At 70.0% G+C, this 12,747-nt stretch carries 9 protein-coding genes; 8 read left to right on the top strand and 1 reads right to left on the bottom strand.

Features of this window, described 5'->3' with window-relative positions; translation table 11 throughout:
• Positions 1-35 precede the first annotated feature (35 nt).
• The 5 genes from OG329_RS10355 to ftsY all read left to right on the top strand — a co-directional run bounded on the left by OG329_RS10355 (position 36) and on the right by ftsY (position 7,874).
• On the top strand, positions 36-317 hold the full coding sequence (locus OG329_RS10355; RefSeq protein WP_405794324.1) for an acylphosphatase: 282 nt from the start codon (positions 36-38) through the stop codon (positions 315-317).
• A gap of 468 nt (positions 318-785) precedes the next feature.
• Complete coding sequence (locus tag OG329_RS10350) at positions 786-1,004, top strand: hypothetical protein (RefSeq protein ID WP_023538382.1); 219 nt, start codon at positions 786-788, stop codon at positions 1,002-1,004.
• Positions 1,005-1,183: 179 nt separating this feature from the next.
• Positions 1,184-4,996 carry an AAA family ATPase gene (locus OG329_RS10345; protein WP_405794322.1) on the top strand — a complete coding sequence of 1,271 codons (3,813 nt, stop codon included), beginning with the start codon at positions 1,184-1,186 and terminating at the stop codon, positions 4,994-4,996.
• Positions 4,997-5,130: 134 nt separating this feature from the next.
• Complete coding sequence (locus OG329_RS10340; RefSeq protein WP_405794318.1) at positions 5,131-6,564, top strand: sugar porter family MFS transporter; 1,434 nt, start codon at positions 5,131-5,133, stop codon at positions 6,562-6,564.
• 101 nt (positions 6,565-6,665) lie between these two features.
• A complete protein-coding gene (gene ftsY, locus OG329_RS10335) occupies positions 6,666-7,874 on the top strand; it encodes a signal recognition particle-docking protein FtsY (RefSeq protein WP_405794302.1) in 1,209 nt (402 codons plus the stop codon).
• A gap of 174 nt (positions 7,875-8,048) precedes the next feature.
• Here the strand turns inward: ftsY and OG329_RS10330 are convergent, their stop codons facing one another.
• Entirely contained in the window at positions 8,049-8,708 is a 660-nt protein-coding gene (locus OG329_RS10330) for a bifunctional DNA primase/polymerase (protein WP_405794301.1), read from the bottom strand.
• Between the two features lie 447 nt (positions 8,709-9,155).
• On the opposite strand from OG329_RS10330, the gene OG329_RS10325 reads away from it, so the two are divergent.
• From OG329_RS10325 to OG329_RS10315, 3 genes are all read left to right on the top strand, one after another.
• Entirely contained in the window at positions 9,156-10,622 is a 1,467-nt protein-coding gene (locus OG329_RS10325; protein WP_405794300.1) for a hypothetical protein, read from the top strand.
• A 342-nt stretch (positions 10,623-10,964) separates the two neighbouring features.
• The gene (locus tag OG329_RS10320) at positions 10,965-12,251 is read left to right on the top strand and encodes an ammonium transporter (RefSeq protein WP_405794299.1); all 1,287 of its coding nucleotides are present in this window, start codon (positions 10,965-10,967) and stop codon (positions 12,249-12,251) included.
• Complete coding sequence (locus OG329_RS10315; protein ID WP_078074856.1) at positions 12,248-12,586, top strand: P-II family nitrogen regulator; 339 nt, start codon at positions 12,248-12,250, stop codon at positions 12,584-12,586. The genes OG329_RS10320 and OG329_RS10315 overlap by 4 nt, the downstream gene beginning before the upstream one ends.
• Positions 12,587-12,747: the final 161 nt, after the last annotated feature.

Here is a 12,747-nt window from a genome sequence, read left to right as displayed (position 1 = left end):
TGCCCACCGAGGTATTGGCCCATTAGCTTGCACGTATGAACGAAGATGTACGGATCACCGCTTGGGTACGCGGTCGCGTACAGGGAGTTGGCTTCCGCTGGTTCACCAGGGCAAATGCTCTGGAGATCGGGGGTCTGACGGGCTTCGCCCTGAATCTGGACGACGGCAGGGTGCAGATCGTCGCCGAGGGATCACGTGAGAATTGCCACCGTTTGCTTCAGTGGCTCCGTTCCGACGACACGCCCGGCCGTGTTGACGGAGTCACTGAGATCTGGGGCACACCACGCGGTGGATACGACACCTTCGCCATTCGGTGATCGCCGTCGCCGGCGCGGTTGTCCCGAAGAGGTCCGTACGATCCCGGTCATTCCTGGTTGATCTTGAACGGGGCGCGGTATGCCGGGACGCGTCCGACCCATGTGGGGCCCGGCCTGCCCGTATGCCCCCGGCAGGTGCGTAGGGCAGGAATCCGCAGACGGTTGCCAAAGAACGGGATCTCATGCCAAGCTGCCGCGTTAACGATGATCTCCACGCCCTCCGGGGCCGCAGGAGAGGCGGCGCCGCACCGCACGCGGACGCACCGCCCCTGGGCCGTCCGGCGATGACGGGCTGTGATCGTGTTGACCGTCAAACTTTTTGGTGAGACTCTGGAAGCCCCGCGCACCTTGGCTGTTTGGCAGTAAGAATCACAGTGCGGAAGAACCTCTGCCAGGCAGTGCGGGTGCGGAAATCCCTCACGACCCACACCGCTTCGGTCGGTCACTCAGTGTGGAGGCCCATCCATCATGGCAAAGGCGCTTCTCGGTTACGTCGGCGGTTCTGACCCGCGACTCCTCGCCGAGATGCGACGGCTTCAGCAGCGCGTCCAGGACCTCGAATCCGAGCTTGTACGGATCCAGTCCGAGAATGACGCGTTGAGCGCTGCCGCCGCACAGCACCATGGCGATTCGCCGTTCGACGGCATCGACCTCGATGTACCCCAGGCGGAGCCAGCGCTCACCTGACAGCAGCCCCCGCCGGGGTCAGGTGAGAAACACTCTCGCGAGAACATGCAAGGGACGCTTAGGCGTCCCTTCTGTCTTTCCCCCCACCGTGCGTCCGGTTCTTCTCACGTCTGATGTGCCCTCCTCATTCAGCGGTGAAACCGCCGTCGGACGAAGTGGGGAAGGTAGAGTCCGGCGGCGTGCACCTCAAGGCCATGACCCTGCGCGGGTTCAAATCCTTCGCCTCCGCCACGACGCTGCGGTTCGAACCCGGCATCACGTGCGTCGTCGGTCCGAACGGCTCGGGCAAGTCCAATGTCGTGGACGCCCTTTCCTGGGTCATGGGAGAGCAGGGAGCCAAGTCGCTGCGCGGCGGCAAGATGGAAGACGTGATCTTCGCCGGGACGACCGGCCGGCCGCCGCTCGGGCGCGCCGAAGTCTCCCTCACCATCGACAATTCCGACGGTGCGCTGCCCATCGACTACGCCGAGGTCACCATTACGCGGATCATGTTCCGCAACGGCGGCAGTGAATACCAGCTCAACGGAGACACCTGCCGGCTGCTCGACATCCAGGAACTGCTTTCCGACTCCGGTATCGGCCGCGAGATGCATGTCATCGTCGGCCAGGGACAACTCGATTCCGTCCTGCACGCCGATCCGATGGGGCGCAGGGCATTCATCGAAGAGGCCGCCGGCGTTCTGAAGCACCGCAAGCGCAAGGAGAAGGCGCTGCGGAAGCTGGACGCGATGCAGGCCAACCTCGCACGCGTACAGGACCTCACCGACGAACTGCGGCGACAGCTCAAGCCGTTGGGGCGACAGGCCGCAGTGGCGCGGCGCGCCGCCGTCATTCAGGCAGACCTGCGCGACGCGCGGCTGCGGCTGCTCGCCGACGATCTCGTGAAGCTGCGCGACGCCCTCCGTACGGAGGTGGCCGACGAGGCGGCGCTCAAGCAGCGCAAGGAGGAAGCGGAGCTCCGGCTGAGGAACGCGCTGGCGCGCGAGGCGGAGCTGGAGGACGAGGTACGCCGGCTGGCGCCGCGACTCCAGCGCGCGCAGCAGACCTGGTACGAACTCTCCCAACTGGCCGAGCGGGTACGGGGCACCATCTCGCTGGCCGACGCCCGGGTGAAGAGTGCCACCGCCACGCCTGAGGACGAACGGCGCGGGCGGGAGCCTGAGGACATGGAGCGTGAGGCCGCCCGTATCCGCGAGCAGGAGGCTGAGCTGGAGGCCGCGCTCGAAGCGGCGGAGCGCGCGCTGGAGGACACCGTCGCGCACCGTTCCGACCTCGAGCGTGACCTCGCGGCGGAGGAGCGCCGTCTGAAGGACGTGGCGCGCGCGATCGCCGACCGGCGCGAGGGGCTGGCCCGGCTGAACGGGCAGGTGAACGCCGCGCGGGGCCGCGCCGCTTCGGCGCAGGCCGAGATCGGCCGGCTCGCCGAGGCCCGCGACGGGGCGCGGCAGCGGGCCGTCGCAGCCCAGGAGGAGTACGAACAGCTCAAGGCCGAGGTCGACGCTCTGGACGCCGACGACCACGAACTCGGCGAGCGGCACGACGAGGCCAAGCGGGCGCTTGGCGAGGCGGAGGGCGCGCTGACGGCGGCGCGAGAGGCGGCCACGGCCGCTGAGCGCGAACGCGCCGCCGTCTCCGCCCGTCACGACGCACTCGCCCTGGGGCTGCGCCGCAAGGACGGCACCGGTGCGCTCCTGGGCGCGCGGGACCGGCTTTCCGGACTGTTGGGCCCCGCCGCCGAACTGCTCACCGTCACACCGGGCTTCGAGGTCCCGGTGGCGGCGGCGCTCGGCGCCGCGGCCGACGCGATCGCGGTGACCGACGCGACGACGGCGGCGGAGGCGATCCGCCTTCTCCGTAAGGAGGACGCGGGCCGGGCCTCCCTGCTGCTCGGCGGTGAACCGCCCGCGCGGAGCCCCGCTGTACCGGGGCAGGCGCCGCCGGGCGGCCCCGGCGACGGGGCCCCGACCGAGGGGATCGGCTCCGGTACGACGCCGGGCGTGCCCGGACAGGGCGGCGCCGGGGCGCACGGCGGCGACGGGGCGAGGGAGGGCGGCGTGCCCACCAACCCCGGTGCCGTGCCCGGTCAGGGGGACGGAGCGCGCGCCGTCCCCGCCGTCGCGGACGGCGGCGGCGTGCACGGTGCCGCGCCCGCCCGCCCGGTGCACGCCGCCGTCACCGCCACGGATCTGGCCGTCCCGCGCGTCGTCGACCTCGTGCGGGGCCCCGACGCGCTCATGGGCGCCGTACGACGCCTCGTCCAGGACATGGTCGTCGTCGGCACCCTGGAGGACGCCGAGGAGCTGGTGGCCGCCCGCCCCGGCCTGACCGCCGTGACGGCGGAGGGCGACCTCCTCGGCGCGCACTTCGCGCACGGCGGCTCCGCCGGGGCACCCAGCCTGCTCGAAGTACAGGCGTCGGTCGACGAGGCCGCCGCCGAGCTGGCCGAACTCGCCGTACGGTGCGACGAACTGGCCGAGGCGCAGCGCCGGGCGACCGCCCGCCGTACCGAACGCGCCGCGCTTGTCGAGGAGTTGGGGGAGCGGCGGCGCGCGGCCGACCGCGAGAAGTCCGCCGTGTCCGGCCAGTTGGGGCGGCTCGCCGGCCAGGCGAGGGGCGCCGCAGGCGAGGCCGAGCGGACCTCGGCCGCCGCCGCCAAGGCCCAGGACGCGCTGGACCGGGCCACCGAGGAGGCGGAGGAGCTGGCGGAGCGCCTGCTCGTCGCCGAGGAGGCGCCCGCCGAGGAGGAGCCGGACACATCCGCGCGGGACCGGCTCGCCGCCGACGGGGCCAACGCCCGGCAGACCGAGATGGAGGCGCGGCTCCAGGTCCGTACCCACGAGGAGCGCGTCAAGGCCCTGGCGGGCCGCGCGGACTCCCTCGACCGGGGCGCCCGCGCGGAGCGCGAGGCACGGGCCCGCGCGGAGCAGCGGCGCGCCCGACTGCGCCACGAGGCCGCCGTCGCCGGGGCCGTCGCCTCCGGTGCCAGGCAACTCCTGGCGCACGTGGAGGTGTCCGTCGTACGCGCCGACGAGGAGCGCACGGCGGCCGAGGCGGCGAAGGCCGGACGCGAACAGGAACTCGTCGCGGAGCGGAACCAGGGGCGCGACCTCAAGAACGAACTCGACAAGCTCACCGACTCGGTGCACCGGGGCGAGGTCCTGGGCGCCGAGAAGCGGATGAGGATCGAACAGTTGGAGGCGAAGGCCCTGGAGGAGCTGGGCGTCGAGCCGGCCGGTCTGATCGCCGAGTACGGCCCGGACCAGCTCGTACCGCCGTCACTGCCCGCCGAGGGCGAGGAACTGCCGGAGGATCCCGAGGACCCGCGCAATCAGCCCCGCGCGTACGTACGGGGCGAGCAGGAGAAGCGGCTCCGGTCGGCCGAACGGGCGTATCAGCAACTCGGGAAGGTGAATCCGCTCGCCCTGGAGGAGTTCGCGGCTCTGGAGGAGCGGCACAAGTTCCTCTCCGAGCAGCTCGAAGATCTCAAGAAGACCCGCACCGATCTGCTCCAGGTCGTCAAGGAGGTCGACGAGCGGGTCGAGCAGGTCTTCACCGAGGCGTACCGCGACACGGCCCTTCAGTTCGAGGGCGTGTTCTCACGGCTCTTCCCCGGGGGCGAGGGACGCCTCATCCTTACGGATCCCGACAACATGCTCACCAGTGGTGTGGACGTCGAGGCCCGGCCGCCCGGCAAGAAGGTCAAGCGGCTGTCGTTGCTGTCGGGCGGCGAACGGTCGCTGACCGCCGTGGCGCTGCTGGTGTCGATCTTCAAGGCGAGGCCGAGCCCGTTCTACGTGATGGACGAGGTCGAGGCGGCACTGGACGACACCAACCTCCAGCGGCTGATCCGGATCATGCAGGAACTCCAGGAGAGCTCCCAGTTGATCGTCATCACGCACCAGAAGCGAACGATGGAGGTCGCCGACGCGCTGTACGGCGTCTCCATGCAGGGCGACGGCGTCTCCAAGGTGATCAGCCAGCGCCTCCACTGAGGGCGCGTCCGGACGAGTGCCGGCCACTGCGCCGAACGCCCGCCATCAGGTGGTGGGCCGCGCGGGGCTGTGCCCCACTGGAAGGGCCTTCCACCCATGCCCGGCGCCGCTTCCGGGCGCGCACAGGAGCCCATGTGACACATGCAGCGCAGTCGCCGCGGCCCGGCGGCCCACAGGCCCATCCGGAGCATCCGGAGCATCTGGGCCACATCATCTTCATCACCGCGGCAGCCGCCATGGGTGGCTTCCTCTTCGGCTACGACAGCTCCGTCATCAACGGCGCCGTCGAGGCCATCAGGGGGCGTTTCGACATCGGCTCCGGGGCGCTGGCCCAGGTGATCGCCGCCGCGCTGATCGGCTGCGCCATCGGCGCCGCGACGGCGGGCCGGATCGCCGACCGGATCGGCCGTATCCACTGCATGCGGATCTCGTCCGTGCTGTTCACCATCAGCGCCGTCGGCTCGGCGCTGCCGTTCGCGCTGTGGGATCTCGCCATGTGGCGGGTCATCGGCGGGTTCGCCATCGGTATGGCCTCCGTCATCGGCCCCGCGTACATCGCGGAGGTCTCGCCGCCCGCGTACCGGGGCCGGCTCACCTCGTTCCAGCAGGCGGCGATCGTCCTCGGCATCGCCATCTCGCAGTTGGTGAACTACGGCATCCTGAACATCGCCGACGGCGACCAGCGCGGCAAGATCGGCGGCCTGGAGGCATGGCAGTGGATGCTCGGCGTCATGGTCGTCCCGGCGATCCTCTACGGGTTGCTCTCCTTCGCGATCCCGGAGTCGCCCCGCTTCCTGATCTCCGTCGGCAGGAACGACGCCGCCCGGGGGGTGCTCGCCGAGGTAGAGGACAAGAACGCCGACCTGGACGCGAGGGTGCGGGAGATCGAGCTCAACCTCCGTAAGGAGCACAAGCCGACATTCAAGGACCTGCTCGGCAGGGTGGGCTTCCTGCCGGTCGTCTGGATCGGTATCGGCCTCTCCGCGCTTCAGCAGCTCGTCGGTATCAACGTGATCTTCTACTACAGCGCGTCGCTGTGGCAGTCCGTCGGTATCGACCCCACCAGCTCGTTCTTCTATTCGTTCACCACGTCGATCATCAACATCATCGGCACCGTCATCGCGATGGTCTTCGTCGACCGGATCGGCCGCCGGCCACTGCTGCTGATCGGCTCCGCCGGTATGACGGTGTCGCTGGCCCTGGCCGCCTGGGCCTTCTCGTACAAGAGCGGCAGCGGCTCCCACATCTCCATCCCGAACACCCAGGGCACGGTCGCGCTCGTCGCCGCCCACTCCTTCGTGCTCTTCTTCGCGCTGTCGTGGGGCGTCGTCGTGTGGGTGCTGCTCGGCGAGATGTTCCCCGGCAGGATCCGGGCCGCGGCGCTGGGCGTCGCCGCGTCGGCGCAGTGGATCGCCAACTGGGTCGTCACCGTCACCTTCCCGACCTTGTCGGACTGGGATCTGTCGGGGGCGTACGTGATCTACTCGGCCTTCGCGCTGCTCTCGATCTTCTTCATCCTGAAGTGGGTTCCCGAGACGAAGGGCAAGGCGTTGGAGGAGATGGGCTGACGCGCCCCCGAGCCGGCCCCCGGGGCCGGGATCCCCCGCCTCGCCGGGGCCCGGAATCTCCCCATCGGCCGAAGCGGGGCACCGCCTGCGAAGATGACGTGGTGGACATCGTCATTCTTGCCGTAGTCATCGCCGTGGTCGCTGTCGGCGCAATCAGCGGGCTCCTGGTCAGCAGCCGTAGGAAGAAGCAGCCGCCGCCCTCGGCGCCGTCGAGCACGCCGACCATCACGACCCCGCCCGAGCCGCACGTGGGGGACGAGGCGGGGCCGCCGCGGGAGGAACCCCGCCGCACCATCGAGGAGGTGGGCCTCCCCGACACGGCGGCGACGGCGCCCGCCGCCGAGGCCCCGGTCGTCGGCGCCCCGCCCGTGGCGATCGAGATCCCGGAACCGTCGGCCGGCCGTCTGGTCAGGCTGCGGGCCCGCCTCGCCCGCTCGCAGAACACCCTCGGCAAGGGGCTGCTCACGCTGCTGTCGCGCGAGCACCTGGACGAGGAGACATGGGAAGAGATCGAGGACACCCTGCTCACCGCCGACGTCGGTGTCGCGCCCACCCAGGAGTTGGTGGGGCGGCTGCGTGAGCGGGTCAGGGTGCTCGGTACGCGTACTCCCGACGAGCTGCGGGCGCTGCTGCGCGAGGAGCTGATCGCGCTGCTGCGTACGGACTTCGACCGCGCGGTGAAGACCGAGAGCGGTCTGGACACGCCGGGCGTCGTGATGGTCGTCGGCGTCAACGGCACCGGCAAGACCACGACGACCGGCAAGCTGGCGCGGGTGCTGGTGGCCGACGGCAGATCGGTCGTGCTCGGCGCCGCCGACACGTTCCGCGCCGCCGCCGCCGATCAGCTCCAGACGTGGGGCGAGCGGGTGGGCGCACGCACGGTGCGCGGCCCCGAGGGCGGCGACCCGGCGTCGGTCGCGTTCGACGCGGTCAAGGAGGGCATCGCCGAGGGGGCCGACGTCGTCCTCATCGACACGGCGGGGCGGCTGCACACCAAGACCGGGCTGATGGACGAGCTCGGCAAGGTCAAGCGCGTGGTGGAGAAGCACGGTCCGCTGGACGAGGTGCTGCTGGTCCTGGACGCGACGACGGGGCAGAACGGCCTTGTGCAGGCGCGGGTGTTCGCGGAGGTCGTGGACATCACCGGCATCGTGCTGACCAAGCTGGACGGCACCGCCAAGGGCGGCATCGTCATCGCGGTCCAGCGAGAGCTGGGCGTGCCGGTCAAGCTGATCGGGCTCGGCGAGGGCGCGGACGACCTGGCGCCGTTCGAGCCGGAGGCGTTCGTCGACGCACTGATCGACGGCTGACAGGCACCGTACGGAGGCGCCGTAGCCATGCGCCGAAGGGACGCCGCGCGAGGCGCCGTACGCGGGCGACGTACGAGGAAAGGGCCCTTCCGCGGGGTGCGCACGCGGTGGGGCCCTTCGTACGGAGGTGAGGTGGCGCGGCCTGCGACGTCGCCGCGGTCGGGCGGCCGGGGCTCAGTCGCAGACGGGCGAGCGGTGGCAGACGTAGGCCAGCGTGCCGAGCAGCAGTCGCGCCTGCGGCGGGTCCGCCGCCGTGTCCAGGGCCGGCGGCCGGAGCCAGCGGACGGGCCCGAGGCCGCCGAGGTCGGACGGCGGGGCCGTGACATGGTCGCCCGCGCCCAGACAGCGCAGATCGAGACCCGCGTCGTCCCAGCCCATCCGGTAGAGCAGGCTGGGCAGTTCGGCGGCGGCGCCCGGCGCGACGAAGAAGTACGCCCGCCCCGTCGGCGTGGCGGCGACGGGGCCCAGCGGCAGCCCCATCCGCTCCAGTCTGACCACGGCGCGGCAGCCCGCCGGTTCGGCGACGTCGATGATGTCGAAAGTGCGCCCCACGGGCAGCAGTACGGCCGCTCCCGGGGTCTGCGACCACGCCTTGGCGGCATCGTCCAGCGTGGCGCCCGCGGGGACCTCCAGCGCGGCGTCCAGCGGATGGGCGCCCGGTGCGCGGCACCCGGCGGCGCCGCAGGAGCAGCGGCCCGCCGCGGCCCGTGCACCGGGGACGACGTCCCAGCCCCAGAGCCCGGTGTACTCGGCCACCGTCGTGCATTCGGTGCTGCGGCCGCGGCGCCGCGAACCGGACCGCATCTCCCGGATTCCGCCGATCGTGAAGCCCATGTTCCCTCCAACGGGTCGAACTCGTCGGTAGTTACGATGCGGAGTTTTCCTGTGACCCTCCGTCGGCTTCATGTCCTCTTCGCGTGCTTCCCACGCTTTCCGGCGGCGCGAGATGACACCCGGGGTGGTGCGTTCGAGCACGCGCGCCCCCGCGTGCGACGCTCCACCCGTTTCTGATCGTTGCCCGTCAAGTGAATCGCGCCTGGCCGCAGGCGAGTTCATTCGAAGGGGTGGCGAATGGTGGCGTTTCCGTAATGCCCCTCGCCGGAGGGGTGATCGTAGGATTACTTTGAGTACGCGAACGGTGGGAAGTCACACGTTCGTGGTTATGCCGCGGGCAACTCGGTTTTCTGTTCGAAGAAGCGCGATCTCCGGACAGACGACCGTAAGTGACGGCATTCTGGTAGAAGTTCGCGCGACATGGCTTCAGCGAATGGGGGCGTTCCAGTGGGCGGCAGCGGCGCAGACGGTACGGCTACCGGCAAGCGCCCGAACGAACAGTTGAGTTCGTGGTTCCGGCGCAGCGGCTGGTCCAAGGGTGAACTCGCGCGCCAAGTGAACCGCAGAGCCCGCCAGATGGGCGCCCACCACATCAGCACGGACACGTCGCGGGTACGCCGCTGGCTCGACGGCGAACAGCCGCGAGAGCCCATCCCGCGCATTCTCTCCGAGCTGTTCTCGGAGCGTTTCGGCACCGTCGTCGCGGTCGAGAATCTCGGACTGCGCTCCGCGCACCAGTCACCGTCGGTCTCCGGCGTCGACCTGCCCTGGGCAGGCCCCCAAACCGTCTCCCTGATCAGCGAGTTCTCCCGCAGCGACCTGATGCTGGCCCGACGTGGCTTCCTTGGGACGTCGCTCGCGATCGCCGCCGGACCCGCCCTCGTCGAACCGATGCAGCGCTGGCTGGTGCCCACCTCGCCGGCCGACCAGGACGGCGCGGGCACGCCACGTCGCCCCTCCCGGATCTCCACGCCGGAGCTGGACCTCCTCGAGTCCACCACGGTGATGTTCCGTCAGTGGGACGCGCAGTGCGGCGGCGGTCTGCGCCGCAAGGCGGTCGTGGGCCAGCTCCACGAGGTGACGGACCTGCTCCAGGAGTCGCAGTCCGATGTCACCGCGCGGCGGCTGTTCAGGTGCGCGGCCGAACTGTCCGAGCTGGCCGGCTGGATGAGCTACGACGTGGGCCTCCAGCCCAACGCCCAGAAGTACTTCGTCCTGGCCCTGCACGCCGCCAAGGAGGCGGGGGACAAGGCCCTCGGGTCGTACATCCTCTCGTCCATGAGCCGCCAGATGATCCATGTCGGCCGCCCCGACGACGCCTTGGAGCTCATCCACCTCGCCCAGTACGGCAGCAGGGACTGCGCCACGGCCCGTACGCAGTCGATGCTGTACGCGATGGAGGCGCGGGCGTACGCCAACATGGGCCAGCCCGGCAAGTGCAAGCGCGCGGTACGGATGGCGGAGAACACCTTCGCCGACGCGGGGGACGACGGCGAGCCCGAGCCCGACTGGATCCGGTTCTTCTCCGAGGCGGAGCTCAACGGTGAGAACGCGCACTCCTACCGAGACCTTGCCTACGTGGCCGGGCGCAGCCCGACGTACGCCTCGCTCGCCGAGCCCGTCATGGAGCGCGCCGTCGAGCTTTTCGAGAAGGACGAGGAGCACCAGCGTTCGTACGCGCTGAACCTGGTCGGGATGGCCACCGTCCATCTCCTGAAGAGGGAGCCCGAGCGGTCCACTCCGCTGATCAAGGAGGCGGTGGCCATCGCCAAGAAGGTGCGCTCCGAGCGTGTCAACACGCGGCTGCGCAAGACGGTGACCACGGCCACCAGGGACTTCGGGGACGTCTCCGAGATCAACCAGCTCACCGAGCAACTCACCGAGGAGCTTCCGGAGGCCGCGGAAGCTGTCTGAGCGGCCGCTGGAACGCCTCGTGGCACCCCGGCGTCCCTGTGGAGCCTTGTCCGCCCCGCGCGCCTGTGAGCCTCCGGCCGCGGCCCTCGCCCCGTACAACCGACACGGCTTCCCCACGCCAGGTCATCAGGGTGAGCGCCGCGGCCGGATTCTGCCATCACCGCACCTCGCGACACGGCAGTTCATCCAGGCGTAACACCCCGGACCACTTCGTCACTGGCGTGAAACATCGGGCGGCATCGACCGAAATCACCCCACGTCAATCTCCTCACCACTAGTCGGCCCACAGAAGTAAGAGCATCCGCACGGGCCGTATTTCCCACCCACGAGGAGACGCCGGCCTTGAATGGCGCAGATACCGCATTCGTATTGATCAGTGCCGCGCTCGTCATGTTGATGACGCCCGGCCTGGCCTTCTTCTACGGCGGCATGGTCCGGGTGAAGAGCGCCCTGAACATGCTCATGATGTCCTTCATCTCGCTCGGCATCGTCAGCGTGCTGTGGGTGCTCTACGGGTACTCGCTCACCTTCGGTGACGACATCGGCGGAGGACTGCTCGGCAACTTCGACCACATCGGTCTGAAGGGCATCACCGCCGAGACGCTCACGGGCGGCGACGAGGGAATCCCCGTCTACGCCTTCGCCCTGTTCCAACTGATGTTCGCCGTACTGACTCCGGCGCTGATGAGCGGCGCACTCGCCGACCGCGTCAAGTTCAGCGCCTGGGCCCTGTTCATCGCCCTGTGGGTCACCGTCGTCTACTTCCCGGTCGCGCACTGGGTATGGCAGGCGGACGGCTGGCTCTTCAAGCTGGAAGTGATCGACTTCGCCGGTGGTACGGCGGTCCATATCAACGCCGGTATCGGAGCACTCGCCGCGGTCCTTGTCGTCGGCAAGCGCATCGGGTTCAAGAAGGACCCGATGCGGCCGCACAGCCTGCCGCTGGTGGTTCTCGGCGCCGCGCTGCTGTGGTTCGGCTGGTTCGGCTTCAACGCCGGCTCCGCCCTCGCCGCCAACGGCACGGCCGCGATCATGGCCTTCAACACGCAGATCGCCACCGGCGCGGCCATGCTCGGCTGGCTCATCTACGAGCGCATCAGGCACGGCGCGTTCACCACGCTCGGCGCGGCCTCAGGAGCCATCGCCGGTCTGGTGGCGATCACCCCGTCCGGGGCGCACGTCAACCCGTTCGGCGCGCTGCTCATCGGCGTCGTCGCCGGAGCGGCCTGTTCCTGGGCCGTCAGCCTCAAGTACAAGCTGGGCTACGACGACTCGCTCGACGTGGTCGGCGTCCACCTCGTCGGCGGCGTCATCGGCACCCTGCTCGTCGGCGTCCTGGCCATCGACGGCATCGGCGGCGTCTCGCAGCTCGGCAAGCAGGCGGTCGGCGCCTTCTCGGTGATGGCGTACTCGTTCGTGGTCTCCTGGATCCTGGCGAAGATCGTTGACGTCACCATCGGCTTCCGGGCCTCCGAGGACGACGAGACGAGCGGTGTGGACATGGCGTTCCACGCCGAGTCCGCCTACGACTTCAGCGCGGTGGGAGGCTCACCCTCGGGCCGAAGCAGTGTGACCGCTCCGGACAAGAACCTCGCCGCTGCGGCGCAGAACAAGAAGGTGGACGTATGAAGCTCATCACCGCAGTCGTCAAGCCACACCGACTGGACGAGATCAAGGAGGCCCTCCAGGCTTTCGGTGTCCAGGGCCTGACGGTCACGGAAGCAAGCGGATACGGCCGGCAGCGCGGCCACACCGAGGTCTACCGGGGTGCGGAGTACACGGTCGACCTCGTACCGAAGATCCGCATCGAGGTGCTTGTCGAGGACGGCGACGCCGAGCAGCTCATCGAGGTCGTCGTGAAGGCCGCCCGGACGGGCAAGATCGGCGACGGCAAGGTGTGGAGCGTGCCGGTGGACACGGCGGTACGGGTGCGTACGGGGGAACGCGGTCCGGACGCCCTCTGACACCGGACACGGTCCGATGCCAGCGCGTGCTCGGTGAGCGGGCACGCTCTGGCGCCGGGCGCACTCCGTCAAAGGGTGCGCCCGGCGCCGCTCGCGTTCCGGGGACGGGGCGCGAGCCGGCGGCCAACTCGTGACAACGTCGCGCGAGTTGAGACACCGAG

It is taken from the genome of Streptomyces sp. NBC_01506, assembly GCF_045040295.1.
In the GTDB taxonomy this organism is placed as follows: domain Bacteria; phylum Actinomycetota; class Actinomycetes; order Streptomycetales; family Streptomycetaceae; genus Streptomyces.
This window is presented reverse-complemented; position numbering and strand designations above follow the sequence as displayed.